Genomic DNA, 26,458 nt, shown 5'->3' on the forward strand with positions numbered 1-26,458 from the left:
TCAGTGTGCTCCCGCACTGCCTTCGCTCTTAATTGGCGACAGCAATAGACAAAATGGAATCAGGATCAGGGCCACAATGCTCAGGCCCATAAAGACGTCAATATAGGCGAGGAACCTCGCCTGCACGATCATCTGCTGGTAGAGCTGCCCGGTGGCGATGGCGATCGGATCGCCCGCCATATGGACAAAGTCACGCACGCCCTGCGTCCAGCGCTCTACGGTAAGATTAAACGGCTCGTTAAGCGGCGTCATGTTATGCACCATTTCCGCACTGCGCGCCTGGGTTCGCTCGGTTATCATCGCCGTTGACAGCGAAATGCCGATCGAACCGGCCACGTTACGGAACATGGTAAACAGCGCCGAGGCGTCGGCGTTAAGCCGCTGCGGGATAGTGACAAAGGCAATCGTGGTCAGGGGCACAAACAGGAAGCCCAGACCGATGGTTTGCGCGCTGCGCATCATCACCAGCGTCGTGAAGTCGATATCCGGGGTCAGCGTGGCCGAATAGATAAACGACAGCATCAGCAGCGTAAAACCAAAGGCGATAATCAGCCGGGTTTGTATCAGCGGCATCAGCTTCAGGACCAGCGGGATCGACAACACGATTAGCACCGCTCCCGGCGATAGCACCATCCCGGAAAGCGTGGCCGTATAGCCCAGATCCTGCTGTGCGAGCTGTGGGATCACCACCGAACTGCCGTAAAGTATCGCGGCCATCCCCGCCATCAGCAGCCCCGCCACCGCGAAGTTGCGATCCTTGAGCACGTGCAGATCGACTACCGGCTTTTTGGCATACAGCAGCCAGTAGATAGCCCCGACAATGCCGGTCAGCGCCAGCAGGCCAAAGGTGACAATAAAGCTGGAATTAAACCAGTCTTCATCTTCACCGCGATCCATCATCACCTGCAGGCAGCCCAGTCCGAGGGTGATCAGGCTGATACCGATATAATCTACCCGCAGCTTGCCCTTCGCCCACTTCCGCTCCCACGGCGGATCTTCCAGCAGCTGATAAATTGCCAGCACGCTGAGTATCCCTACCGGGATGTTAATGAAGAACACCCAGCGCCAGCTGTAGTTGTCGGTGATCCAGCCACCCAGCGTCGGGCCCATAACCGGGGCGACGATGACCGCAATCGAAGAAAGACCAAACGCTTTGCCGCGATCTTCCGGCTTAAAATAGTCCAGCAGCACCGACTGCTGCACCGGCTGCAGGCCACCGCCAAAGAAGCCCTGCATCACGCGGAACAGAATGATCTGCCACAACTCAGTGGCAATACCGCAGAGGAACGAACAGACGGTGAACATCACAATGCAGATCAAGAAGAACTGCTTGCGCCCCAGCAGGCGGCTGAGGAAGGCAGAGATCGGCAGCACGATGCCGTTGGCTACAAGGTACGAGGTCAGCACCCAGGTGGATTCGTCATAGCTGGCAGAAAGTGAACCGGCCACGTGCGGCAGGGCGACGTTGACGATGGTGGTATCCAGAATCTCCATAAATACCGCCAGCGTGACCGTCATGGCCACCAGCCAGGGGTTGCTGGACGGCTTCCAGCTCTGGCCGGGGGTCATTCCACCGTCACCTTCGGTTCAACCGAGAGACCAATCGGCAGCGGCTGATTCGGGTCCAGTCCCTTGTCGATAACGATTTTCACCGGAACGCGCTGTACGATTTTTACGTAGTTACCGGTGGCATTCTCCGACGGGAAGGCCGAGAAACGCGAACCCGAGCCCATCTGCACACTGTCAACGTGCCCTTCCAGCTTCAGATCCGGCCAGGCATCCACGCCGATTTCCACCTTATCGCCCGGTTTCATGCGACGCAGCTGCGACTCTTTAAAGTTAGCGACGATCCACACATCCGGCGAAACCAGCGAGAACAGTGACGATCCCGCCTGCACCAGCGTACCCACCTGCACATTACGTTTGGTAACGAAGCCGTCATAAGGCGCGCGCACTTCGGTGTAAGAGAGGTTCAGATTCGCCACGTTCAGCTGCGCCTGCGCCTGTTCAACCTGGCTCTGTCGAGCTTCGACGTTGGTTTCCTGCTGGCGAATTTGCAGAGCAACCTGCGAGGCCACTTCTACCTGCGCTTTGGCATTTTCCAGTTCCGCTTTTGCGGAGCGCAGCTGGGCGCTGGCAGAATCAATATTCCGCTGTGAGGTTGCGCGCGGATCGACGTTGCGCTGGCGCTTATCATCAGCCAGTGCATTCGCATAGTTCGCTTCGGCGCGCGCCTGCTGCGCCAGCGCCTGATCTTTTTGCGCCGGATACTGCACCTTCGCCAGGCTGAGCTGTGCCTGTGCCTGATGCAGCTGTGCCTGCGCCAAACTGAGCTGTGCCTGTGCCTGCGCCTGCTGTGCGGTGGTATCGCGCGGGTCGATCACCACCAGCAGATCGCCCTTCTTCACCCGCTGGTTATCTTTCACCCGGAGTTCGGTGACGTAGCCTGAGGCTTTCGGCGAAATGGTCACGGCGTCCGCCTCGGTAAAGGCGTCATCGGTGGTTTCAATATTACGGGTTGTCAGCCAGAACCACAGCGCGACAACCAGCATCACCACCACCACTATCGCGAGGATAATCAGTGGTTTTTTACCGGGCCGTTTGCGGGGAGCTTCATTGTCATCGTAGTTCGGGGATTGCTGGTCATGCTGATGAGGTGTCTCATCAGTCGAGCCTGGTGTCGTTTGATTAGCCATAGTTCCCATCGATCAGAAGGCGCACTCAAAATTAAGTCGCAATGAGTCAGTCTGATCTAAACATAAAGCGTAAATTGACAATTACCAGGCTTTCTTGACGAAACCAGACTGTCCAGGGTTCAGGCAGCACGAATAATCAAAAGAAGAATCCAGCCGCTGACCAGCGCCCACAGCAGCATCGGAATAGAATAAAGATGGAAATGCCACCAGATGCGGCGATCTTTCGCCATGCGCAGTGCGATCAGGTTAGCCAGCGATCCCGGTAATAATCCAAATCCGCCGATATTCACCGCCCAGGCCAGCAGCACCGAAGGTGGCAGGCTGCTCAGCAGAAGAATGGTGGTAGGAACATTGCTAATCACCTGAGATAATCCCGCCGCCAGCAGAAACTGCCCCAGCTGCGGCAGCTGACCCACGGCGTGCAGCGACGAATGCAGCACCGGCAGCCGGGTCAGTAAAAATACGTCGATAAACATGGCGATAAACACCACCAGCAGGCTCCAGTCGATGGTCAGCAGAATACGCCGCGCCATCAGCAGGAAGACAGCAAACACCAGGCCTAATCCCCAGACCGCCAGATCCAGTTCCAGGGCTGCAATAAACACCGCATAAAGCAGCGCGCTGGCGAGCAGCAAAGGACGCTGCCAGCGGGCCTCGTCTTCATGCGGATGGCGTTCAATCCGCCTGGCCGGGAAGCAAAAAACGGTTAGCAGCAGCAAACTCAACAGCAGCAACGCCGCCAGCGGCAGCATCTGCCAGATAAATCCGCCGAAACCCAGATCGCCATGACGCCACAGCAAAATATTTTGCGGATTACCGATCGGCGTCAGCAGCGATCCCGCATTCACCGCCAGCGCTTCAAAGATAATCAGCCGCGCGATAGGCAGCGCCGAATATTTCCGCAGCGAAAGCGTCAGGGGAACGAGAATAAACAGCGCAACATCGTTGGTAAGAAACGTCGACAGCAGCGCGGCGGCGGCCACCAGAAACAGCGCCAGCTGGCGCTGATGGTGAAAGCCCTGCACCAGACGTCGTCCTAATGCATCGAAATAGCCGCTGGCCTCAATGCCTTTGGTCAGCATTAACAGACCACAGAGGGTGATCATCGTCGGCCAGTCAACTGCTCGGGGCAGTTCGGCCAGGGAGAAAGGAACAAAGCAGGCCAGCAACAGGCCCAGAACCACTAACAGATGCAGAAAACGATCGTGCAAAAAAGGCCTGAGCAGGGTTGTCATGCTGGCTCGCAGAGTTGAAGTAGATTACTTACGGCTTTCGCTAAACTTCTGGAAAATAGCTAACGTCTCGTCGCTGACGTGATGCTCAATCCCTTCGGCATCGCGGCGGGCGGTATCCGGGCTGATACCTAACGCCAGCAGGAATGTCTCAACGATATGGTGACGTTCGCGGCTCTCTTCCGCCAGCTTTTCACCTTCCGGGGTCAGGAAGACGCCACGATAGGGGACCTGCTCCACCAGGCCAGCGGTTGCCAGCCGTTTCAACATTTTTGCCACCGTTGGCTGTGAAACCCCAAGACGGGCAGCCATATCCACCTGCCGGGCCTCTCCGAACTCGCGGATCAGATCGGAAATCAGCTCAACATAGTCATCGATTAATTCACGGCGATGGGCTTCACGTACCTGGCGGAAGCCTTCGACATGCTCTTCAATATCTTTCAGTGGCGCGGGCACTGCTACTTTTGCGCGACGACTCATTCAGCTTCCTCTTATTATCCACCGCTGCTTTTTACCAGCGTGCAGCGGTCTGTTCGTCTGACATTGTAAACGAAGCTCAAAGAAGCACAAAATTTAGCGTATTAGCTCTGGCTATGGGATATAGCCTGTGCTATATCTGTTGATAATTCGTTCATACCCTGACGTTTGGGAGGGGCTTAAAATGAGAGTACCGCTACTGTTGAAACTATTAAGTCGTTCACCGTTCACCCTGCGGCTGATGCTGCTGGACATGCTGCTGAATAACAGGCCGGCAACCCCGGCCTCTTGATCCCTTCCCCGTCCGTATTCATTTTGTATACTGCTTCACATAACTTATTCATATTGCTGGTTGCCTTCAGCTAAAACAACGACTATCTTCCCAGCCTTTCGTAAAGAGTGCCGGCCGATCGGGTCCCTCCCTTCACCTGCCCCCCATTTCTGACGATCTGTATCAGGCGGTCTGCCCCTTCAGTCAATCTGAAGCGGTGAGCTATAGCGTTTTCTATAAGAATTGAGTATGAACCTGACCCTGCTGAGAACCGCTTCGTTAAGCCGCTACCGTGGCTTACTGAGCCCGTATACCGGGCTGTATTTTCTGCTTTCCTTTATGATTAACCAGGCATTTGGCTACGTTTTGCAGTGGCTTTATCTTTTTGCCTTTACCGCGCTGTTGATGCTGCTTGCCCGCGTACTGCCTCGTGGGCAAAAGATCCTACTGGTGCTAACTACGTTGGTCGCCGGCTTCTATTATCCGTTTGGTCAGGTTTATGGCCCACCCAATTTCAACACCCTGCTCGCCCTGCACGCCACCAATGCGGAAGAAGCCAGCGAGGTGCTGATGATTTTCCCGCTGCACGATTATGCGATTGGCCTGGCGATTATCGCCGCCGGTTTACTGTCGCTGAAGCGCAAACCCGAGCCAAAGGCCAGGTGGGGGCATCGTGAGAGCGCCTGTCTGGCTTTCGTCGTGGTGGCCTGGCTCACCCAGCCGGTGCTGAACCAGCTCACCGGTGGCGTATTCAATCTGAAAGATGCCGGCTATCCGCTGGTGCGCTTCGTGAAAGATACGATTGAAAGCAAAGTGTCGGTGGATAAAGAGATCGACCGCATGAATCAGCTTGCCACGCTGCAGGATGACTGGCATCTGCTGGGGGTCAAACCCGATCGGCAAATTTACGTTATTGTGATCGGCGAAAGTGCGCGTCGTGATGCGATGGGCGCTTTTGGCGGTCGCTGGGATAACACCCCTTTTGCCAGCCAGCTGAACGGCCAGTTTTTCAGCCAGTACACATCCGCGGCCTCCTCCACGCAGAAATCGCTGGGGCTGACGCTGAATCAGGTCGTCAACGGCCAGCCGCAGTACCAGAACAATATTATCAGCCTGGCGAACCGTGCGGGCTTTGATACCTGGTGGCTGTCGAATCAGGGGCAGATTGGGCAGTTTGATACGCCGATTGCCAGTATCGCCCGCCGCGCGAAGACGGTGCATTTCCTCAAGCAGGGCGATTTTGAAGCGGATAAAAATACGCGGGATGAAGATCTGCTGGGCTTTACCGCCGCGGCGCTGGCCAGGCCGGTGGAAAAACCGCGCCTGCTGGTGTACCACCTGGTAGGATCGCACCCGAAAGCCTGCGATCGCACTCGCGGGCGCTTCGTGGAGCATCTGCACTCCAGTGAAACCTCCTGCTACCTGTACAGCATCACGCAGACCGACGGTTTTCTCAGCCAGCTGTGGCAACAGCTGCACGGCAGCGGGCTGAGTTTCTCGCTGATGTATTTCTCCGACCACGGTCTGGCGTTTAAGGAAAAAGGCACGCGCAACGAGTATCTGACGCACGATGACAAGTACCGGCAGAATTTTGAGGTGCCGATGTTTATCAGCTCCAGCAACGACAGCCGCCACCAGGTCATCAGCCAGCCGCGTTCGGCGAATGACTTTTTGCTGCTGTTTTCGCAGTGGGCCGGCATCAGTGCCAAAGAGATAACCCCCACCTATCGGTTTATTTCTAACGACAAGGGCCCGGCGATTCAGGTTACCAACTTTGCCCTCAAGCGCCTGCCGTTCAGCCAGCTGAAGCAGGACCCTTTCGCCAAATAGCAGCCAAAAAAAATCCGCCCCGAAGGGCGGATTTATCAGCGCAGATTCGCCGAAGCAAATCGGGCAAAGGCAACTTAGAAGCTGTAGCCTACGCCAGCAGTCCAGGTACCCACGTCAACGCTGCGGATACGGCTCTGCTCGTAGCCCACGTCCAGAGCAACGTTCTGGATTGGGTTGAACTGCAGGCCTGCACCGTAGGAGAAGCCTACGTCGCTTGAATCATATTTTTCGCGGTTTGGTTCGTTGTACTGGTATTTACCGTAGCCGATACCTACAACGCCGTAGATGCTTGCCCAGTCGTTCAGACGGTAAGCCGGGCCACCGGTGAAGCCGTAGTACTGGCCTTTGATGTAATCGCCTGCGTCAGTACGGTCTTTCTCGGTGTAAGTGAAAGAACCAATCCAACCCAGCGGATCGCTGCCGTTTTCGTAGCGGTATTTCAGGTTGAAACCGTTCGCTTTGTTAGCAATTCCCTGGTAGTCGCTCTGTGCATAACCAGCGGTAACGGTGCTTTGTGCCATTGCTGAACCAGCAGATACTGCCAGAACGCAAGCCAGTGCGGAAAGACATGCAATTTTTTTCATAACCACCTCAAATGTAAAAAGTACTTCTATCCTGACAACGCTAAAAATATAACAAAATATAGTGAGAAACTCCGCCCTATTTTCATTGTCTAACGGAATATTTGGTGTAACAGAAAGTTAATGAAAGTTTATATGTTATTCATTTTTCTTATATTTATGCGACACAGCTCGCTATTTTATCCCCTGTAAAAAAAGGTTCATTGAGAGTAATCCTAATTGAAACCTGACAGTTCTTTACCTAACTCTTTTGTTTTCTTTAGCTTCCGTTTATTTTTTAGCGCGGCAAGCTGAGATTATCGTCGTCATTCAAGTAGACTGTCGTTCTACATCTGTTAACAACTAACAACGGAACATAAGGACTGAGATTAAGGATGTCCCCTCAACAGTTAAAAAATTCCATCTGGCTTCCGGTCCTGCTTTTACTGATCGCAATGACGTCAATTCAGGGTGGGGCAGCACTGGCAAAATCACTTTTCCCGCTGGTTGGCGCACCGGGTATTACCGCACTTCGCCTCGGGCTGGGTACGTTAATCCTCTGCATCGTATTTAAACCCTGGCGTCTGCGCTTCCAGCGCAGCCAGATCCTGCCGCTGATTATTTACGGCCTGTCGCTGGGCGGCATGAACTATCTGTTTTACTTATCGATCCGCACGGTACCGCTGGGCATTGCTGTGGCGCTGGAGTTTACCGGGCCGCTGGCACTGGCGCTGGCCAGCTCGCGCCGCCCGCTGGATTTCCTTTGGGTGGTACTGGCGCTGCTGGGACTGGTTTTCCTGCTGCCGCTGGGTGAAAACGTCAGCAGCGTCGATCCCGTCGGCGCGCTGCTTGCCCTCGGCGCAGGTGCGCTGTGGGCGGTATATATCATTACCGGCAAGCGTGCGGGCAGCCAGCACGGACCGGCTACCGCCGCTATGGGTTCGCTGATCGGCGCACTGGTGTTTGTTCCGCTAGGCATTACCTTTGCCAACAGCGGCGGCTGGGCGCTGTCGCTGATCCCGATTGGCCTGGCGATTGCCGTCCTTTCCAGCGCGCTGCCCTACTCGCTTGAGATGGTGGCGCTGACCCGCATGCCTGCACGCACGTTTGGCACTCTGATGAGTCTGGAACCGGCAATGGCAGCGATCTCCGGCATTCTTTTCCTGGGGGAAGTACTGAGCCTGGTACAGTGGCTGGCGCTGCTGGCGATCATCGTGGCATCGGCAGGTTCGACCATGACTCTGCGTCCGGCAAAGGCGAAAATCGTGCCGGTCAATGAGAACCGCGAATAATGAACATGTTCCCGCTTTGCCAGAACGAAGCGGGAAATTCATCGATATATTATTTTGTAAAGTAACAATAAATTAACATGAAAATAATCGTTAATTATTAATTACAAAGAATGACCATTTAGATGAAAAACAAAAACAGCCATGTAATTCAACGACCTGCATAAAAAAAGAAAATAAAAATCATTCTTGTTAATATTATCCGCCCTGAAAAAAACAAATAAATACCCGCCAAATCAACTCATCACGCACTATTAAAGCGATAGGAACCACCTTTAATGCAGCTTTAAAAAACGGTGCTATACTTATTCCCGTCAATTAACAGGACAACCTGACTATTAAGAGGATATTAATGATGAGTACCGCTAAACTGGTTAAAGCAAAATCTTCTGATCTGATTTACACCCGTAACGATGTGGCCGATGACGAGAAAAAAGCCACCATTGAGGTGCTTAATCGTCTGGTTACCGAATTCATCGACCTGTCCCTGATCACCAAGCAGGCACACTGGAACATGCGCGGCGCCAACTTTATCGCCGTTCACGAAATGCTGGATGGATTCCGCACCGCGATTACCGATCACCAGGATACTATCGCCGAACGCGTGGTTCAACTGGGCGGCGTTGCCCTTGGCACCACGCAGATTGTTCACGACAGAACCCCGCTGAAAAGCTACCCGCTTAACATTCACAGCGTACAAGAGCACCTTAAAGCGCTGGCTGACCGCTATGCGGTAGTGGCTAACGATGTGCGTAAAGCCATCAGCGAAGTGTCTGATGAAGACAGCGCCGATATCTTCACCGCCGCGTCCCGCGATCTGGATAAATTCCTGTGGTTTATCGAATCCAATATCGAATAAACCTGAAACACCGTCGTTGATACCTTCCACCGACAAGAGCAGATGGCCACGCCGTCTGCTCTTTTTTTATCCCCACACATCGGCGCACACCTGACGCTAATCCCACAAAAAATCAGAGCCCACTGGCAATTAATTAATCCCCTACGACACTATCTGTTGTTTTTATCCGGCAATTTGCTACAACTGCTAATGCAAGCGGGGCGGCCCATTGCACCACACTGGACGAGATGCACCAAAATGACGCCCCAAACAAGTGCAACACACTGTATCGTGTCGGCACCTTTCGGAAAACTCGCATTAACCTGCTGTTTTCCATATCATTGCAAACCTGGCATGATTCTTTCATAGGGCTGCTGGCATTTACCCGGGACGTCCGGGAAGCGATAAGGATAAAATGATGAAGTCAATTTTTAAGGTCACTCTGGCTGCGCTGACCATGGCGTTCGCCGTGTCTTCCACAGCTGCAGATAAGAAACTGATCGTAGCAACAGATACCGCTTTTGTTCCTTTCGAATTTAAACAGGGTGATAAATATGTCGGCTTCGACATCGACCTGTGGGATGCAATTGCAAAACAGCTGAATCTTGAATACACCCTGAAACCGATGGATTTCGCCGGTATCATCCCTGCGCTGCAAACGCGTAACGTTGACCTGGCACTGGCCGGTATCACGATTACCGACGAGCGTAAGAAAGCGATCGAATTCTCTGACGGCTACTACAAAAGCGGCCTGCAGGTGATGGTGAAAGCGAACAACGACAGCGTGAAGGGTATTGAAGACCTGAACGGCAAAGTTGTGGCAGTGAAGAGCGGTACCGGTTCCGTGGACTATGCGAAAGAGCACATCAAAACTAAAGATCTGCGCCAGTTCCCGAACATCGATAACGCCTACATGGAGCTCGGCACCAACCGTGCTGACGCCGTGCTGCACGACACGCCAAACATCCTGTACTTCATCCATACCGCGGGCAAAGGCCAGTTCAAAGCAGTTGGCGAGCCGGTTGAAGCTCAGCAGTACGGTATTGCCTTCCCGAAAGGCAGCGACGACCTGCGTGAGAAAGTCAACGGCGCGCTGAAAACGCTGAAAGAGAACGGTACTTACAACACGCTGTACAAAAAATGGTTCGGCAGCGAACCTAAATAATAAGAGTCGAACGGCTGTACTTAATGCGGGAGCCGATGCGTTCCCGCATTTTTCCACATCAACAAAAATGGTTTTAGATCCGGAGAATAAACATGCAGTTTGACTGGAGCGCCATCTGGCCTGCTATTCCAATCCTGCTTGAAGGTGCCAAACTGACCCTGTGGATTTCGGTCCTCGGTCTGATTGGCGGTGTGATTATCGGCCTGGTTGCCGGTTTTGCCCGCGCCTACGGCGGCTGGCTGTCACGCAACATCGCGCTGGTATTTATCGAACTGATTCGCGGCACCCCAATCGTGGTGCAGGTGATGTTCATCTATTTTGCACTGCCCATGGCATTTAACGATCTGCGGATCGACCCGTTCAGCGCGGCCGTGGTCACTATCATGATCAACTCCGGTGCCTACATTGCTGAAATCACCCGTGGTGCGGTGCTGTCCATTAACCGTGGCTTCCGTGAAGCCGGTCTGGCACTGGGCCTGTCCAGCCGCGAGACGCTGCGCTACGTGATTATGCCGCTGGCCCTGCGCCGCATGCTGCCACCGTTGGGTAACCAGTGGATTGTCAGCATCAAGGACACCTCCCTGTTCATCGTTATCGGCGTAGCCGAACTGACCCGTCAGGGGCAGGAAATTATTGCCGGTAACTTCCGCGCGCTGGAAATCTGGAGCGCCGTTGCCGTTATCTATCTGATTATTACGCTGGTGCTGAGCTTTGTTCTGCGTCGCATTGAGAAAAGGATGAAAATCCTGTGATTGAATTTAAGAACGTTTCCAAGCACTTCGGTGCCACTCAGGTCCTGCACGATATCGACCTGAAAATCGAAAAAGGCGAAGTGGTCGTGATTATCGGCCCATCGGGTTCCGGTAAATCCACCCTGCTGCGCTGCATCAACAAGCTGGAAGAGATCACCAGCGGCGAGCTGATCGTTGACGGCCTGAAGGTTAACGATCCAAAAGTTGATGACCGCCTGATCCGCCAGGAAGCCGGCATGGTGTTCCAGCAGTTCCATCTGTTCCCGCAGATGAGCGCGCTGGACAACGTCGCCTTTGGCCCGATCCGCGTTCGTGGCGCGAAGAAGGAAGATGCACAGCGGCTGGCAAAAGAGCTGCTGGGCAAAGTGGGCCTTGCCGAGCGCGCGAACCACTTCCCTTCCGAGCTGTCCGGTGGCCAGCAGCAGCGTGTGGCCATTGCCCGCGCGCTGGCGGTGAAGCCGAAGATGATGCTGTTTGATGAGCCAACCTCAGCCCTTGACCCGGAACTGCGCCACGAAGTCCTGAAAGTGATGCAGGACCTGGCGGAAGAGGGAATGACCATGGTCATCGTCACCCACGAAGTGGGTTTTGCCCAGAAAGTGGCTTCGCGTCTGATCTTTATCGATAAAGGCCGCATCGCCGAAGACGGCAACCCGGACGAGTTGATCACCAACCCGCCGAGCGCCCGTCTGCGCGAATTCCTGCAGCACGTATCGTAATCCTGCCGGGGCGGCATCCGCCGCCCCGCTTTCGTCTGATTCCTAAAATCCCCTTTGTGACCCGCCAGCCCTGAGCAGACGTCTATACTTTTCTGTTGCCGCTGACGCTGGCGTCACAACAGGAGAACAGGATGCCCGGACTCACTTCCCCACTGCGCTATCTGTTACAGGCTTTGCTGCTGATGCTGTGCAGCACATTTCTTTCCACCGCTCAGGCAGTGACCTTACCCGCTGCGGCCGTTGCCGCCCAGTCTCAGCAGACGACAGCCGCCGCTGATACCACACCGCCCGATGCCGATGAAAAGCGCGCCGCGTGGGCCGCACTGGCCAACATTCTGGATAACGACCAGTCGCGTCAGCAGCTGATTGAGCAGCTGCGTAAAGCCTCAGAACCCCCGGCAGCACCAGCAGATCCGGTTCTGACACCGCCGGAAGAAGAGGAAGATAAAACCGTCCTGCAAAGCGTCACCGACGTAAGCCGTCAGTTCGGCGGCGAGTTCGCCTCCAGGCTGCAAACCCTGCAGCGCAACATCGTCGATGCCCCACACAAACCGTTTAACCAGCAGACCTTTTTTAACGCCCTGAGCCACTTTGTTATGCTGGCGGCCGCGCTGTTCGCCTTTTACTGGCTGGTTCGCTGGGCAGTCTCTCCAGTCTATCGCCGGATGGGTGCCTGGGGGCGGCGGAAAAACAGCGAGCGCACCAGTTGGCTGCATCTGCCCGCGATGATTGCCGGTGCCTTTGTTATCGACCTGCTGCTGCTGGCGCTGGCGCTCTTTGTCGGGCAGATACTCAGCGACAACATGAATGGCGGCAGCCGCACCATCGCCTATCAGCAGGGGCTGTTCCTTAACGCCTTTGCGCTGATCGAGTTTTTCAAAGCGATACTGCGGCTGATGTTTTGCCCGCGCTATCCGCAGCTGCGCTTCTTTCACCTCAGCGACGACCGCGCCGCCTACTGGAGTACGCGTATCAGCTGGCTGAGTGGGCTGATCGGCTACGGTCTGCTGGTGATCGTGCCGATCGTCTCCAATCAGGTGAATGTGCAGGTCGGGGCAGTCATCAACATGCTGGTGATGGGTCTGGTCACGGTGTGGGCGCTGTATCTGATTTTCCACAACCGCCGCAATATTCAGCAGGAGCTGACGCGGCTGGCGGACCGCTCGCTGGCGTTTTTCGCGCTGTTTATCCGCGCCTTTGCGCTGGTGTGGCACTGGCTGGCCAGCGCCTATTTTATCGCCCTGTTCCTGTTTTCGCTGTTCGATCCCGGCAACAGCCTGAAGTTCATGATGTCCGCCAGCGTGCGATCGCTGGCGATCGTTGCCATCGGCGCGCTGGTGTCCGGCATGCTGACCCGCTGGATTAATAAAACCATCGTGCTCTCCCCGGAACTGCGCCGTAACTACCCTGAGCTTCAGCAGCGGGTAAACGGCTGGCTGTCGGCGATGCTTAAGCTGGCACGGGTGATCAGCGTGTTTGCCGTCACCCTGATGCTGCTGAATGCCTGGCACCTGTTTGACCTCTGGCACTGGCTCACCGTCGGCGCAGGCGAAAAGCTGGTGGATATTCTGATCCGCATCGTGGTGATCCTGTTCTTCTCGGCGGTGGGCTGGACGCTGCTGGCCAGCCTTATTGAGAGCCGCCTGGCTTCGGATTCGCACGGCAGACCCATGCCCAGTGCGCGCACCCGCACCCTGCTGACGCTGTTCCGCAACGCGCTGGCAGTGGTGATCAGCACCATCACCATTATGATCGTACTTTCCGAGATCGGTGTGAATATCGCTCCGCTGCTGGCCGGTGCCGGGGCGCTGGGGCTGGCGGTGTCGTTTGGTTCGCAGACGCTGGTGAAAGATATTATTACCGGCGTGTTTATCCAGTTTGAAAACGGCATGAACACCGGCGATCTGGTGACCATCGGGCCGATTACCGGCACGGTGGAGCGGATGTCGATTCGTTCCGTTGGGGTACGGCAGGATACCGGGGCTTACCACATCATCCCGTGGTCCTCGATCACCACCTTTGCCAACTTCGTGCGCGGCATCGGCTCGTTTGTGGCGAACTACGACGTCGATCGACGAGAAGATACCGATCGAGTCAATGCCACGCTACAGGCGGCGGTCAGGGAGCTTCTGGAGGATAAAACCATTCGGGGCATGGTGATCGGCGAACCGTCGTTTGCCGGGCTGGTCGGCTTAACCAATCAGGCGTTCACCGTACGCGTGTCGTTCACCACCCAACCGCTGAAGCAATGGACGGTGCGATTCGCGCTGGACGGCATGGTGAAAAAGCACTTTGATGCCGCAGGGATCAAAGTGCCTTACCAGACGGTGCAGGTGATGCAGAGCGGCAACGATGTGACCGGGGCCGCTGGGGTGCAGGCTGCGCTGCCTGCTCCAGACCAGGCCATTTGAAGCCACCTTACCCGCAACTCTGCACCGAAAAGCGGGGATTAAGTGCAGCGCGCCCTGCTCCACGATTGTCCTGGCCCGTGCGTTCAGGGCACTGATGACGCCTGCGCAGCAACAGTCAGCTTACTTGCCCAGCAGGCGCGTGCGCTGCGGCTGTTCCATAAAGGTCCAGGCGATAAAGCGGCTTTGCTTTTGCCCCTGGGCCATATCGATGGTGCGCACGGCGGCCACGTCGGCCTCTTCCAGCGCGCGCCACAGCTCCGGCAGGTTCTCACGGCGGGAAACCAGCGAGGTGAACCAGACGCACTGGCGGGCGAAGTTAGCGCTTTCCGTGATCATCCGGCCGATAAACGCCTTTTCACCGCCCTCACACCACAGCTCATCCTGCTGCCCGCCAAAGTTCAGCGGCGCATTGCGATCCAGCCCAAGATTCCGCAGCTTACGCTGGCTTCCTTCATGCGCGTCGGCGGCAGAGGCGTGGAACGGCGGATTACACATCGTGGCGTGATACACGTCATTTTTATGGATAATACCGCTGAAGATCGCCGAACTGTCCTTCTGGCGACGCAGGCGAATAGCACGATTCATGCCCGGATTCGCGGCGATAATGCCGTTGGCGACGGTCATCGCCTGCGGGTTCACCTCGGTGCCGGTAAAGCGCCACTGGTACTCGCTGTGGCCGATAATCGGATAGATCAGGTTGGCACCGCAGCCGATATCCAGCACGTTGATCTCGCGCGGCACGACGCGGCTGTTATCTTCAGCCAGCAGATCGGCCAGATGGTGAACATAGTCAGCGCGGCCAGGCACCGGCGGGCAGAGGAAGCCTTCCGGGATATCCCAGTGAGCCAGCCCGTAGAAATGGTGCAACAGCGCCTGGTTCAGGGTTTTCACCGCTTCCGGGTTGGCGAAATCAATCGACTCGCTGCCCCAGTTATTCACGGCAACAAACTGCGCCAGCGCCGGATGACAGGCGATCAGCGCGGCGAAATCATAGCGTCCGCGATGGCGGTTACGCGGGTGGAGAACATTTTTCTCGGCAGGGGTTTTCATCAGTAACTCTCTTGTCAGCAGCGGCGTAAGATACCCTCTGTGCTATTAATGGTAAACATTTCCCGCTGACTTTACTCAGATAAGGACGATTTATGTCGCGAACACGCCATTCCTACCGACCGGAAGAGGGGCACGGCCTGCCCCACGATCCGCTCAACGCCATTATCGGCCCGCGCCCGATCGGCTGGATCAGCTCACAGAATGCCGCCGGGCAGCGCAACCTTGCGCCCTACAGCTTCTTTAACTGCTTCAGCTATCGCCCGCCGATTATCGGCTTTGCCAGCAGCGGCTGGAAGAACAGTGTGGCAAACATCGTTGAGACCGGCGAATTCGTCTGGAATCTGGCCACGCGATCGCTGGCGGAAGCGATGAATGAAAGCTCGGCTTCGCTGCCGCGCGGCGAGGATGAATTTATCCACGCCGGACTGACCACCCTGCCCGCCAGCCTGGTCAACGTCAGTATGGTGGCGGAAAGCCCGGTCAACTTCGAGTGCAGGCTCACCCAGTGCATCCAGTTGCAGAATGCACAGGGCGGGCTGCTGGACAACTGGCTGGTGCTGGGAGAAGCCATCGCCATTCATATCGACAGCGATCTGCTGGACAACGGCATCTATCAGACCGCCCGTGCGGAACCGATCCTGCGCGCCGGTGGCCCCAGCGCCTATTACGGCATCAGCGAAGCCCAGCGTTTTGACCTTGTTCGCCCGGATGCGCGCATAAAATAGGGTCTTAACGAAACTTTTACTCTTTGCTGGCGGAATCCTCTCAAGATATATCTTGATGCGTTTATTGCTCAAGATATATCTTATTTTGGTCAGCCATTAACCTGCAATGTCACCATGAAAGAGATGCTTCATCCCACTGAATCACCTGCCGATGAGTCAAAAAAAGGGAGCGACTCCGGCAAAAATCAGGTTCGCCGCGGCAAAGCCTTTAACCGCACCGAACTGGTCCTGCTGGTGCTGCATCTGATACGGCTGAATCCGACACACGGATATGAAGTCATCACCTCAATCAGGGACTATTCGCAGGGCGTATACCGCCCCAGCCCCGGCGTGATCTATCCGATTCTGACCTCGATAGAAGAAGAGAAGTACGCCACGACCATTGAAAGCGGCGGCGGTAAAAAGCAGTACTCGCTGACGGCGGCGGGCGAAGCCTATCTCGCCCAGCATCATGAGGCGCTGCGCGACACGCTGATAAAAATGAAAAAGATGGTGGTCAGCCAGACGCAGAAAGATCCGCTGATCGAAGAGGCGTTTGAGAAGCTGAAATTCAGCCTGCGCAGGCTGACGACAAACAGAACCATTAACATTGAAGAACGTGCGGCTATTGTCGACGCTATTATTGAAGCCAGCGAAAAAATACGCCGAATTTAAAAGCCATGGACAAATAAGCTCACTTCCATGATGGCTTAATAAAAAAATTCGTTATGGAAATTAATTCACTTCGGCGTAAAACCGAATGGTCATTAATCGATAAGTTTCTTTCGACTTAATGCGAACAGGAAGACAAAACTTTACACCAACTCAGCTAAGCGCCTTACCGCACAAGGGCTGATGGAGAAGGCCCGGGTATACATGCCAGAAAAAAAGAATAACAATGACCCCGTCTGGTTTTAAAACATGACGATACAGTGAAGATCGCAACATGCTTCGCAATCATCAAAACGATTTCATTGCAATTACTTTACCGATTAACAGCAGTACCTAAATTTTATTAAACGTATCCTGAGCCATTGCTAAATAATGATGGCTCACCGATGTGCCATTTTCTTTTTTTATTTGAGTGGAATAGCCATATGCAATTACGCATAGTCTCGCTGCTGACCCTTTTTTGCCTGACCGGCTGCGATAACGTCACCTCCAGCGCCCCGGCCCCCGGTCTGACCGAAGTCGGCGTCGTCACGCTGAAAGCCAGCAGTTTTACCCTGACCAGCGATCTTACCGGCCGCACCACCGCTACCCAGACGGCAGAAGTCAGGCCGCAGGTGGGTGGGCTGATCCAGAAGCGCCTGTTTACCGAAGGGGCCGAAGTGAAAGCCGGACAGCCGCTGTATCAGCTTGATGCCGCCAGCTATAAAGCGACCTGGCAACAGGCTGCCGCCGCGCTGAAAAGTGCCCAGGCGCTGGTGATCGGTGACTGCCAGAAAGCCAAACGCTATGCCGGACTGGTGCAGTATCAGGGCGTTTCACAGCAGGACGCCGACGATGCGAAATCCACCTGCGACCAGGACCGCGCCAGCGTAGCGGAAAAACAGGCCGCGCTGGACAGCGCGCGCGTCAACCTTGACTGGACCACCGTCACCGCGCCAATCGCAGGCCGCATCGGCATCTCCGCCGTTACGCCCGGCGCATTGGTGACCGCCGGGCAGGACACCGTACTGGCCACCATCCGCAGTCTCGACAGCATGTACGTTGATCTAACCCGCTCCAGCGTGGAACTGCTCAACCTGCGCAAGCGCGCGCTGGCCAGCGATAACAACACGCTGAACGTCACCCTGACGCTGGAAGACGGCACCACCTACCCGGAAAAGGGTCGCCTGGAACTGACCGAAGTGGCGGTGGATGAAGCCACCGGATCGGTCACGCTGCGCGCCGTGTTCCCGAACCCACAGCACGTGCTGCTGCCGGGCATGTTCGTTCATGCCCTGGTGGATGAAGGCGTGGTGGAAAACGCGATTCTCGCTCCGCAGCAGGGGATTACGCGCGATGCCAAAGGCAACGCCACCGCACTGGTCGTCAACGCAGAGAACAAAGTAGAACAGCGCGAAGTGGTGACCGCCGATGCCACCGGAACCAACTGGCTGATAACCAAAGGCCTGCAGGCGGGCGATCGTCTGCTGGTAGAAGGCAGCGCTAAAGTCGCCGCCGGGGACAGCGTTAAGCCGGAAGAAGTGACCCGCAGCGAGGGAGCGAACTGATGTTTTCGCGTTTCTTTGTTCGCCGTCCGGTATTTGCCTGGGTCATTGCGATACTCATTATGCTGGCGGGGATTATGGCTATCCGCACCCTGCCGGTAGCCCAGTACCCCGACGTTGCTCCACCGTCGATCAAGATCAAAGCCACCTATACCGGTGCCTCGGCGGAGACACTGGAAAACAGCGTCACCCAGGTGATCGAACAGCAGATGACCGGTCTGGATAACCTGCTCTACTTCACCTCGTCCAGCAGCTCGGACGGTTCGGTGGATATCAACGTCACCTTCCAGCAGGGCACCGACCCGGATACCGCGCAGGTGCAGGTGCAGAACAAGGTGCAGCAGGCCGAATCCCGCCTGCAGAGCGAAGTGCAAAGCGCCGGGATTACCGTCACCAAAACGCAGTCCAACTTCCTGCTGATTATGGCGCTGTACGATAAAAACGACCGCGCCAGCAGCTCCGATATCGCCGACTGGCTGGTGAGCAACCTGCAGGACCCGCTGGCCCGCGTCAGCGGCGTCGGCAGCCTGCAGGTTTTCGGTGCCGAATACGCCATGCGCATCTGGCTCGACCCCGCCAAACTCGCTTCCTACAGCCTGATGCCGTCGGACGTGCAGAGCGCGATTGAAGCGCAGAACGTACAGGTGACCGCCGGTAAACTCGGTGCCCTGCCCGCCGCCAGCAACCAGCAGCTGACGGCTACGGTGCGCGCGCAGTCGCGTCTGCAAACCGTCGATCAGTTCCGTAATATCATCATTAAAAGCGCCACCGGCGGTGCCGTGGTGCGCATCGGCGACGTCGCACGCGTGGAAATGGGCAGCGAAGACTACAGCGCCAGCTCGAAACTGAACGGCCACCCGGCGGCCGGTGTGGCGGTGATGCTGGCTCCCGGAGCCAACGCGCTGGATACCGCCAGCCTGGTGAAAGCGAAAATCGAAGAATATCATCACAATATGCCTGCGGGTTATGAAATCGCCTACCCGAAAGACAGCACCGAATTTATTAAAATCTCGGTACAGGATGTGATCGAAACCCTGCTGATCGCCATTGTTCTGGTGGTGACGGTGATGATGCTGTTCCTGCAAAACCTGCGCGCCACGCTGATCCCCGCGCTGGCGGTGCCGGTGGTGCTGCTCGGTACTTTTGGCGTGCTGGCGCTGTTCGGCTACTCCATTAATACCCTGACGCTGTTTGCCATGGTGCTGGCCATCGGGCTGCTGGTGGATGACGCCATCGTGGTGGTGGAAAACGTCGAGCGCATCATGCGCAACGAAGGACTGAACGCCCGTGAAGCCACCGAGAAATCAATGGGTGAAATCGCCGGTGCGCTGGTGGCGATTGCGCTGGTACTGTCGGCGGTATTCCTGCCCATGGCCTTCTTCGGCGGCTCCACCGGGGTGATTTACCGTCAGTTCTCGGTGACGATTATCGCCGCCATGATGCTGTCGGTGGTGGTCGCTCTGACGCTGACCCCGGCGCTGTGCGGCATGCTGCTGAAGCATACCCAGCCTCCGCAGCGCGGCTTCTTCGCCCGCTTTAACCGCCTGTATCAGAACGGTGAGAAGCGCTATCGCAAGCGCGTACTGTGGCTCCTTGGCCGTCCGGTGCGACTGATGCTGGTTTACGCCGTGTTTGCCGGACTGATGGCGCTGCTGCTGTGGCGTCTGCCGGGCAGCTTCCTGCCGGAAGAAGACCAGGGCGAAATCATGGTGCAGTACACCCTGCCCGCCGGTGCCACCATCAGCCGTACCGATGCGGTCAACAAGCGCGTCACCGACTGGTTCCTTAACCAGCAGAAGGACAATACCAACGTTATCTTTACCGTTAACGGCTTTAACTTCAGCGGCAGCGGCCAGAATGCCGGTATGGCCTTCGTTTCACTGAAAGACTGGAGCCTGCGCTCCGGAGAGAAAAACAGCGCGCAGGGCATCGCCCGTGAAGCCATGGCGGCGCTGGGTGATATCCGCGACGCGAAAGTCTTCGCCATGACCCCGCCGTCGGTGCAGGGGCTGGGGCAGAGCAACGGCTTTACCTTTGAACTGCTGGCCAGCGGCGCAACCGACCGTAACACCCTGCTGAAGCTGCGCAGCGACCTGCTGAAAGCGGCGAACAGCAGCCCCGAGCTGCAATCGGTGCGCGCCAGCGATCTGCCGCAAATGCCGCAGCTACAGGTGGATATCGACAATAACAAAGCGGTGGCACTCGGCCTGTCACTGTCCGATGTAACCGACACGCTGAGCAGCGCCTGGGGTGGCACCTACGTGAACGATTTTATCGATCGCGGCAGGGTGAAAGAGGTGTATATCGAAGGCGACAGCCAGTTCCGCTCGAAGCCGGAGGACCTGGCGAAATGGTTTGTGCGCGGCAGCGACAGCAGCATGACGCCGTTCTCCGCCTTCGCCACCACGCACTGGATCTACGGCCCGGAAAGCCTGTCACGCTATAACGGCTCGGCCGCCTTTGAAATTGCCGGTGAAAACAGCGCGGGCTACAGCTCGGGTGCGGCGATGGACAAAATGGAAGAGCTGGCTAATCAGCTGGCACCGGGTTCCAGCTGGGCATGGAGCGGCCTGTCACTGCAGGAAAAACTCGCCAGCGGCCAGGCCATGAGCCTGTACGCCATCTCGATTCTGGTGGTATTCCTCTGCCTGGCGGCGCTGTACGAGAGCTGGTCTGTGCCGTTCTCGGTGCTGCTGGTGATCCCACTGGGTATCTTCGGTGCCGCGCTGGCCGCCAGCCTGCGCGGGCTGAGCAACGATATCTACTTCCAGGTTGCCCTGCTGACCACCATCGGGCTGTCGGCGAAGAACGCCATCCTTATCGTGGAATTCGCCGAGGCGGCGCTAAAACAGGGAAGCTCGCTGAGCGCAGCGGCGATTTCTGCCGCCCGTATCCGCCTGCGGCCCATTGTGATGACCTCGCTGGCCTTTATTGCCGGGGTGCTGCCGCTGGCGGTGGCAACCGGAGCCGGAGCCAACAGCCGTATTGCGATTGGTACCGGGATTATCGGCGGAACGCTGGCCGCGACCATTCTGGCGATTTTCTTTGTACCGCTGTTCTTCGTGCTGGTGAAGCATCTGTTCACCTCACGCCACGGGAGTAAACAATGATGTACCGAATTAGCGTGATAGCCCTGTCGATGATGCTGGCGGGCTGTCTGTCTCTCGATCCCGATTATCAGCGCCCCGCCGCGCCGGTTCCGGCCACCTGGCCGGGGCAGAATGCGGACGGCAGCGCACCGGCCGTGCTCAGCAACTGGCAGCAGGTCATGGGCGACAGCCGACTGAAAACCGTGGTGGCACGCGCCTTAGCCAGCAACCGCGATCTGCGCAAAGCGATCAGCGATATCGAGCAGGCGAAGGCGCTGTACGGCGAAGAGCGCGCCAGCCTGTTCCCGACGCTGAATGCCGGGCTGACCAGCACCCGCAGCCGGACCACCGATGCGGGTGTAACCGGCAGCGCGGAGGCCAGCGGCAGCGTCAGCAGCTTCGAGATCGATCTGTTTGGCCATAACCGCAGCCTGAGCCGCGCGGCGAAGGAAACCTGGCTGGCCAGTGAATTTACCGCGCAGAACACCCGCCTGACGCTGATTGCCGAAACCGCCACCGCCTGGGTGACGCTGGCAGCGGATAACAGCAACTTGCAGCTCGCGCAGGAGACGATGGCCAGTGCCGGTAAAACGCTGGAGATCACTAAACGCCGCCAGGCTGCCGGCGTGGCGGACGGCACGGATATGAACGAAGCGATGACCGTTTATCAGTCGGCGCGCGCCAGCGTGGCCAGCTATCAGACGCTGGTTGCTCAGGATCGCAACGCCCTGACGCTGCTGGCGGGTGAAAGCCTGCCGGATTCGTTGCTGCCCGGTCCGCTGGATAAGCTGAACGATAATGCCATTGCGCTGGTGCCTGCGGGCGTGTCCTCTTCGCTGCTGCTGCGCCGCCCGGACGTACAGGAAGCCGAGCACAGCTTGAAGAGCGCCAATGCGGATATCGGTGCCGCACGCGCCAACTTCTTCCCGACCCTGTCGCTGACGTCCAGCGCGGGCGTGGCGAGCGGGTCGCTTTCCAGCCTGTTCAGCCACGGTGCCAACGTCTGGTCGTTTGCACCGAGCCTGTCGCTGCCGCTGTTTGCCGGTGGTACCAACGTGGCGGCGCTGAAGTATGCCGAGGCGGAGAAGCAGGGGCTGATTGCGGCGTATGAAAAGGCGATTCAGAGCGGGTTTAAAGACGTTGCCGATGCGCTGGCGCGCCGTGCCACGCTCAACGAACAGATGGATGCCCAGCGCGAGTACGTGGCGGCAGCGCAGCGCAGTCTAGATTTGTCACTGCACGGTTATCAGGCCGGCAGCGGGGATTATCTGACCGTGTTAACTAATCAGCGTACGCTGTGGTCGGCGCAGCTGGAGCTGATTGCGCTTCAGCAAACGGATTATGATAACCGGATTACGCTGTGGCAGTCGCTGGGCGGCGGGAGCTGATCGCACTTTGGCCGGTATTCAGTTTCTGATAAATAGCTGGCTGAGGGTGTTCTGTGGGGTGAGCGATTGCCGGGACTGCTGGGACTGCTGTCAGTGCGGTGATTGCCGGGATTGCTGTCAGTGCGGTGATTGCGCTGACTGGCGGCTTCCCCGCTCGGGCGGTCCTCGCGCCACGCGCCGCGTGGTTCCCTCACTACAATCGTCAGCCCGTCGGACCGGTGCAGACGGGCCCTCCATGGCCCGGCTGCACCTTTCTCCAGCTTCCCTGCTGGAGAATCCTGGCTTTCCTCTCTTCGTTCAGCGCTGTGGATTGCCCGCTCGGGGAAGCCGCCAGTCTGCTGGTTAATCATTGTGTTGCCTGTTCAAAACCTTTCTTCAATCGATCGTTTTTTCGTGCAGCTGCTTTGAACTCCAATTGTGGTAAGTCACACTAACCCTGCATTGCCATTAAATATTGACTCCCTTCCTTCACTCCGCTCGGTGGATTTCACAATCGGGGAAGCCACCAGTTTGTGAGTTAATCATTGAGTTACCTGTCTAAAAAAACTGCTTAACGATCTCTTGTCTAAATCGGCTTCTTCACAGTATTCAATGATTCAAAAACAATGAGTGCTATCGTTGGAGGTCGCCCTGCCTCTGCGGCTGCTTTTTTTTGCATATTACACAGAAGATATACAGCAGGCTGGCTGTTCCGCCGCCCGGATAATCCGCAGCGCTGAACGGAGAAAGGAAGCCAGGATAAGCCCGCAGGACGCGGGCGCAAGGCTCGGTCGGCACACGGATGTGCCGTCTGAGCCGGTCCGATCGGCTGACGAACACAGAGAAGGGACCGCGAAGCGGCGTGAGGACCGTCCGGGCGGGGGAACAGCCAGCCAGCGAAGAGCACCACTGCTGCAAACGCCATCAGGTGCAAGGACCATCCGACAACCGCAGAGGCTGGGCGAAAAAAACCGCCATCCAAACGGATAGCGGCCTTAACACACACAGCCAGCGAACGAGAAACCCTCGCCCACCGCTGTTATCAGAAGTGCGTATTCAACGACATAAAGTACGTTCTGCCCGACTCATTGTACGTCTCAGCACCCGCACCATACAGATACGCGCCGGTCGTCGCATTACCAGTAGTCGATGCATTACCCGCACGGTAGTGGCGTTTATCCAGCAGGTTATCAATCCCCGCCGTCACATCCACATACTTATTCACGGTATAAGTCGCGCTCAGACCAAAGAGTGCATACGGGCTTAACTCATTGGTTTCGCTACCCGTTGCCGCCACGCCCTTGTAGTTGTACTTCTTCGGCTTCTGTACGCCGTACCAGGCCATGGTGCCGCGCAGGGACAAATCGTTCATCGCCTGCCATTCCAGCGTCGAGTTGATGGTGTACTCTGGGATAATCGACAGATAGTCGCCAGTTTTCTTGTTCTTGTTCTCAATGATGTAGGTGAAGTTATTCTTCATTGAGACGCTGTCAGTAATCGGGAAGTTCAGCGTACCTTCCAGACCCTGGATCAGCGCGCGCGGCACGTTCTCCCACTTGTACACATCGGTCGTACCGACGCTGTACTCCGGCGCGTAACCCGCTTCAATCTTATTGCGGTAATCATTATGGAAGTAGGTCAGGCCCGCCTGATAATCGTCGTGATGGAACTCAAGCCCGATCTCTTTATTGATGCTGGTTTCCGCCTTCAGATCGTCATTACCCTGCAAATAACAGGCTGCAGTACTGGCGTAACAACCCTGGCCGTTGCTGTACAGGATATAGTTCGGGTTGGTCTGATACAGGTTCGGCGCCTTGTAGGCACGGGCGATGCCCATTTTCAGCGTAAAATCACTACCCAGTTCCTGAGACAGGTTCAGCGACGGGCTGAAGTTGCTACCGGTAATCGAGTGGTAGTTAAAGCGAAGGCCCGGCGTCAGCATCGTGGTGTCGGTCAGCTCAATATTGTCGTCAGCAAATACTGAGTAAAGATCGGCTGAAGTATAAATGCTGCGATCGGTTGCAGACACACCCGACACGCTGCCTGCCGTAGCGGCATTCTGCGTATTCGAGGTCGGATCTTTCATCTGCTGATGATTCCACTCAGCGCCAAGGGTTACCGTCTGCTGGAATAACAGATCCAGCGGCAGGTTTACCTCAGTATGCGCATTGGTATCGGCAAGATTAATCGTTGAGAAACCTTCATCAGTGGTATTAAAGATCCCCTCCGTTCCTCCTGCCAGACCTTCCTTAAGACGGGTATTGCGCGTGCGCTCGTACTGAATGTAGTTGGTGGTGGTGACGCCGTTATCCCACGAGCCGGTATGCTTCAGGCTGACATTCTGGCGATACAGGATGTTGGTTTCTTTGCCGTAGTACTTCTGTACCAGCGTGTTGGTGTTGGTGTTCTGCGTATCTCCGGCGTAGATATTGCCCTGGCGGCTGAAACCAGCCCCCAGTTCCAGCGCCTGGCCCGGAATAAATTCCCAGCGCAGAGAGCCGTTAATATCTTCGTTTTTCAATCCTTCACGGCCAGCAGGCACGCTGCCGATATAAGCGCCAGTGCGCTGAGCTTCATGACCAGAGTTAATGTACTGCGCATCGGCCTGAGTTTTGGCCCAGCCGCCGTACAGTTTGAAGGTCAGATTATCCAACAGCTCACCGGTCAGGCTGCCGTTAAAGCGGCGCGTGGCACCTTCAGCCTTATGCTCCGGTACGTTGTAGTAAGTATTAAAACTACCATGCCAGTCTTTGGTTGCCGGTTTAGTGATGATATTGATCACCCCGCCCGCTGCACCGCTGCCGTACAGCGCCGCCGCCGGGCCGCGCAGGACATCAATGCGTTCAATCATTTCCGGTGGCACCCAGGCAGTATCGCCGCGGGAATCACGTTCGCCGCGCCAGCCGTAGCGCACCGAATTCTTGCTTGATACCGGCATCCCGTCGATCAGGATCATGGTATTTTCCGGGCCCATACCGCGAATATCGACCTGGCGATTGTTACCGCGCTGGCCACTGGTGGAGTTGCCGGTCAGGTTCACGCCCGGCATGGTGCGAATCAGTTCAGAAACATCGCGCTCCGGTGGGTGTTTTTTGATTTCTTCCGCGTTGATAGTGGAAACGCCCGGTGCCTGTAAGGTCTGTACTCGGGCGGAAACGACCATCGTCTGGTCGCCGGAAGTCGCATCTTTTTCGGTTTTTTTGCTGGTTTTTGCCTCAGCGCTATCGCTGATTTGTTGCGCATCTGCGGCCACGGCTTCTGCGGAGAAACCCTTTAACGGCAGCAGCGCCAGTCCGACAGCGACACTGATAAGGCTCAATTTTTTACTATTGAATTCCATACTCATCCCTTAATGCCCTGATTTCTTTTTAAAATTACTTATTGTTTTATAAGTAAAAATTCATTTTCACTGCCAACAAACGAAAAGAGAAAGACAATAATAATGATTATCACTTACGACTAAGTATTGCAGCAAATTTCAGGGACCAAATCTCGTGGAGATTAAGTAAAAAAAGGGAAATAGATGTGTATAAATATTTCAACAACATAACAGTGACCCGAAATGTACCTGATATTGGTCAAGTCGAAATCGGGGTTGTCCACAATTGAAATGAGGGTAAATCGGCGAAATCCATCATATTTTTTGAAGGTCTTCATCAAGCTTATGCGGTTTTCTCTTTTCACCGCCCGCGTATGATGTCGCCACGGCAGGAACACTGCGAAATTACCCTCCTGACCGTGCCTGAGTCTTTTTTAGCCAGAAGCCCTGCTTCTGGCTTTTTTTTGATATGC

The 26,458-nt window shown here is 56.1% G+C and carries 19 protein-coding genes; 12 read left to right on the plus strand and 7 right to left on the minus strand.

Going from position 1 to position 26,458, the window contains the following annotated elements; translation table 11 throughout:
* From OMR58_RS09675 to mntR, 4 genes are all read right to left on the minus strand, one after another.
* On the minus strand, positions 1 to 1,569 hold the full coding sequence (locus tag OMR58_RS09675) for a DHA2 family efflux MFS transporter permease subunit (protein ID WP_264545794.1): 1,569 nt from the start codon (positions 1,567 to 1,569) through the stop codon (positions 1 to 3).
* Positions 1,566 to 2,705, minus strand: coding sequence for an HlyD family secretion protein (locus OMR58_RS09680; RefSeq protein ID WP_264545795.1), 1,140 nt, complete (start codon positions 2,703 to 2,705; stop codon positions 1,566 to 1,568). The genes OMR58_RS09675 and OMR58_RS09680 overlap by 4 nt, the downstream gene beginning before the upstream one ends.
* A gap of 110 nt (positions 2,706 to 2,815) precedes the next feature.
* Positions 2,816 to 3,931 (minus strand): SLC13 family permease, encoded by a 1,116-nt coding sequence (locus tag OMR58_RS09685; protein WP_264545796.1) that lies wholly within the window; start codon positions 3,929 to 3,931, stop codon positions 2,816 to 2,818.
* 24 nt (positions 3,932 to 3,955) lie between these two features.
* Complete coding sequence (gene mntR / locus OMR58_RS09690) at positions 3,956 to 4,408, minus strand: manganese-binding transcriptional regulator MntR (protein WP_105593509.1); 453 nt, start codon at positions 4,406 to 4,408, stop codon at positions 3,956 to 3,958.
* Positions 4,409 to 4,925: 517 nt separating this feature from the next.
* Here mntR and OMR58_RS09695 point away from each other — a divergent pair.
* A complete protein-coding gene (locus OMR58_RS09695) occupies positions 4,926 to 6,506 on the plus strand; it encodes a phosphoethanolamine transferase (protein WP_264545797.1) in 1,581 nt (526 codons plus the stop codon).
* 74 nt (positions 6,507 to 6,580) lie between these two features.
* Here OMR58_RS09695 and ompX read toward each other — a convergent pair whose 3' ends face one another.
* Complete coding sequence (ompX, locus tag OMR58_RS09700; protein WP_105593511.1) at positions 6,581 to 7,090, minus strand: outer membrane protein OmpX; 510 nt, start codon at positions 7,088 to 7,090, stop codon at positions 6,581 to 6,583.
* Between the two features lie 371 nt (positions 7,091 to 7,461).
* Between ompX and rhtA the strand changes: the two genes are divergently transcribed.
* From rhtA to ybiO, 6 genes are all read left to right on the plus strand, one after another.
* Positions 7,462 to 8,358: a threonine/homoserine exporter RhtA gene (gene rhtA / locus OMR58_RS09705; RefSeq protein WP_200545725.1), complete on the plus strand. Its 897-nt coding sequence runs from the start codon at positions 7,462 to 7,464 to the stop codon at positions 8,356 to 8,358.
* A 352-nt stretch (positions 8,359 to 8,710) separates the two neighbouring features.
* On the plus strand, positions 8,711 to 9,214 hold the full coding sequence (gene dps / locus OMR58_RS09710; RefSeq protein WP_105593513.1) for a DNA starvation/stationary phase protection protein Dps: 504 nt from the start codon (positions 8,711 to 8,713) through the stop codon (positions 9,212 to 9,214).
* Positions 9,215 to 9,611: 397 nt separating this feature from the next.
* The gene (gene glnH / locus OMR58_RS09715) at positions 9,612 to 10,358 is read left to right on the plus strand and encodes a glutamine ABC transporter substrate-binding protein GlnH (RefSeq protein WP_200545816.1); all 747 of its coding nucleotides are present in this window, start codon (positions 9,612 to 9,614) and stop codon (positions 10,356 to 10,358) included.
* A gap of 92 nt (positions 10,359 to 10,450) precedes the next feature.
* Positions 10,451 to 11,110 (plus strand): glutamine ABC transporter permease GlnP, encoded by a 660-nt coding sequence (gene glnP / locus OMR58_RS09720; protein ID WP_200562226.1) that lies wholly within the window; start codon positions 10,451 to 10,453, stop codon positions 11,108 to 11,110.
* Positions 11,107 to 11,829 (plus strand): glutamine ABC transporter ATP-binding protein GlnQ, encoded by a 723-nt coding sequence (gene glnQ, locus OMR58_RS09725; protein ID WP_105593516.1) that lies wholly within the window; start codon positions 11,107 to 11,109, stop codon positions 11,827 to 11,829. The genes glnP and glnQ overlap by 4 nt, the downstream gene beginning before the upstream one ends.
* A gap of 131 nt (positions 11,830 to 11,960) precedes the next feature.
* Positions 11,961 to 14,240, plus strand: coding sequence for a mechanosensitive channel protein (gene ybiO, locus OMR58_RS09730; protein ID WP_264545798.1), 2,280 nt, complete (start codon positions 11,961 to 11,963; stop codon positions 14,238 to 14,240).
* Positions 14,241 to 14,360: 120 nt separating this feature from the next.
* Here the strand turns inward: ybiO and rlmF are convergent, their stop codons facing one another.
* On the minus strand, positions 14,361 to 15,290 hold the full coding sequence (rlmF, locus tag OMR58_RS09735; protein ID WP_264545799.1) for a 23S rRNA (adenine(1618)-N(6))-methyltransferase RlmF: 930 nt from the start codon (positions 15,288 to 15,290) through the stop codon (positions 14,361 to 14,363).
* A gap of 92 nt (positions 15,291 to 15,382) precedes the next feature.
* Between rlmF and OMR58_RS09740 the strand changes: the two genes are divergently transcribed.
* The 5 genes from OMR58_RS09740 to OMR58_RS09760 all read left to right on the plus strand — a co-directional run bounded on the left by OMR58_RS09740 (position 15,383) and on the right by OMR58_RS09760 (position 22,687).
* On the plus strand, positions 15,383 to 16,015 hold the full coding sequence (locus OMR58_RS09740) for a flavin reductase family protein (protein ID WP_264545800.1): 633 nt from the start codon (positions 15,383 to 15,385) through the stop codon (positions 16,013 to 16,015).
* Between the two features lie 114 nt (positions 16,016 to 16,129).
* Complete coding sequence (locus tag OMR58_RS09745) at positions 16,130 to 16,669, plus strand: PadR family transcriptional regulator (protein ID WP_234471991.1); 540 nt, start codon at positions 16,130 to 16,132, stop codon at positions 16,667 to 16,669.
* A gap of 422 nt (positions 16,670 to 17,091) precedes the next feature.
* Entirely contained in the window at positions 17,092 to 18,213 is a 1,122-nt protein-coding gene (locus OMR58_RS09750; protein WP_264545801.1) for an efflux RND transporter periplasmic adaptor subunit, read from the plus strand.
* On the plus strand, positions 18,213 to 21,320 hold the full coding sequence (locus OMR58_RS09755) for an efflux RND transporter permease subunit (protein WP_264545802.1): 3,108 nt from the start codon (positions 18,213 to 18,215) through the stop codon (positions 21,318 to 21,320). Before OMR58_RS09750 ends, OMR58_RS09755 begins: the two co-directional genes overlap by 1 nt.
* Positions 21,320 to 22,687 carry an efflux transporter outer membrane subunit gene (locus OMR58_RS09760; RefSeq protein WP_200562283.1) on the plus strand — a complete coding sequence of 456 codons (1,368 nt, stop codon included), beginning with the start codon at positions 21,320 to 21,322 and terminating at the stop codon, positions 22,685 to 22,687. The genes OMR58_RS09755 and OMR58_RS09760 overlap by 1 nt, the downstream gene beginning before the upstream one ends.
* Positions 22,688 to 23,708: 1,021 nt before the next feature.
* On the opposite strand, the gene OMR58_RS09765 is transcribed toward OMR58_RS09760, so the two are convergent.
* Positions 23,709 to 26,006, minus strand: a complete 2,298-nt coding sequence (locus OMR58_RS09765; RefSeq protein ID WP_264545803.1) for a TonB-dependent siderophore receptor — start codon at positions 26,004 to 26,006, stop codon at positions 23,709 to 23,711.
* Between the last annotated feature and the right edge of the window lie 452 nt (positions 26,007 to 26,458).

Origin of the sequence: Erwinia sp. INIA01, from assembly GCF_025947915.1 — a bacterium.
GTDB lineage: Bacteria > Pseudomonadota > Gammaproteobacteria > Enterobacterales > Enterobacteriaceae > Erwinia > Erwinia coffeiphila.

What these genes read in the sequence shown, in the direction of transcription:
- OMR58_RS09675 (WP_264545794.1), bottom strand. Translation starts at nt 1,569, where the DNA reads ATGACCCCCGGCCAGAGCTGGAAGCCGTCCAGCAACCCCTGGCTGGTG.
- OMR58_RS09680 (WP_264545795.1), bottom strand. Translation starts at nt 2,705, where the DNA reads ATGGGAACTATGGCTAATCAAACGACACCAGGCTCGACTGATGAGACA.
- OMR58_RS09685 (WP_264545796.1), bottom strand. Translation starts at nt 3,931, where the DNA reads ATGACAACCCTGCTCAGGCCTTTTTTGCACGATCGTTTTCTGCATCTG.
- mntR (WP_105593509.1), bottom strand. Translation starts at nt 4,408, where the DNA reads ATGAGTCGTCGCGCAAAAGTAGCAGTGCCCGCGCCACTGAAAGATATT.
- OMR58_RS09695 (WP_264545797.1), top strand. Translation starts at nt 4,926, where the DNA reads ATGAACCTGACCCTGCTGAGAACCGCTTCGTTAAGCCGCTACCGTGGC.
- ompX (WP_105593511.1), bottom strand. Translation starts at nt 7,090, where the DNA reads ATGAAAAAAATTGCATGTCTTTCCGCACTGGCTTGCGTTCTGGCAGTA.
- rhtA (WP_200545725.1), top strand. Translation starts at nt 7,462, where the DNA reads ATGTCCCCTCAACAGTTAAAAAATTCCATCTGGCTTCCGGTCCTGCTT.
- dps (WP_105593513.1), top strand. Translation starts at nt 8,711, where the DNA reads ATGAGTACCGCTAAACTGGTTAAAGCAAAATCTTCTGATCTGATTTAC.
- glnH (WP_200545816.1), top strand. Translation starts at nt 9,612, where the DNA reads ATGAAGTCAATTTTTAAGGTCACTCTGGCTGCGCTGACCATGGCGTTC.
- glnP (WP_200562226.1), top strand. Translation starts at nt 10,451, where the DNA reads ATGCAGTTTGACTGGAGCGCCATCTGGCCTGCTATTCCAATCCTGCTT.
- ybiO (WP_264545798.1), top strand. Translation starts at nt 11,961, where the DNA reads ATGCCCGGACTCACTTCCCCACTGCGCTATCTGTTACAGGCTTTGCTG.
- rlmF (WP_264545799.1), bottom strand. Translation starts at nt 15,290, where the DNA reads ATGAAAACCCCTGCCGAGAAAAATGTTCTCCACCCGCGTAACCGCCAT.
- OMR58_RS09740 (WP_264545800.1), top strand. Translation starts at nt 15,383, where the DNA reads ATGTCGCGAACACGCCATTCCTACCGACCGGAAGAGGGGCACGGCCTG.
- OMR58_RS09745 (WP_234471991.1), top strand. Translation starts at nt 16,130, where the DNA reads ATGAAAGAGATGCTTCATCCCACTGAATCACCTGCCGATGAGTCAAAA.
- OMR58_RS09750 (WP_264545801.1), top strand. Translation starts at nt 17,092, where the DNA reads ATGCAATTACGCATAGTCTCGCTGCTGACCCTTTTTTGCCTGACCGGC.
- OMR58_RS09755 (WP_264545802.1), top strand. Translation starts at nt 18,213, where the DNA reads ATGTTTTCGCGTTTCTTTGTTCGCCGTCCGGTATTTGCCTGGGTCATT.
- OMR58_RS09760 (WP_200562283.1), top strand. Translation starts at nt 21,320, where the DNA reads ATGTACCGAATTAGCGTGATAGCCCTGTCGATGATGCTGGCGGGCTGT.
- OMR58_RS09765 (WP_264545803.1), bottom strand. Translation starts at nt 26,006, where the DNA reads ATGGAATTCAATAGTAAAAAATTGAGCCTTATCAGTGTCGCTGTCGGA.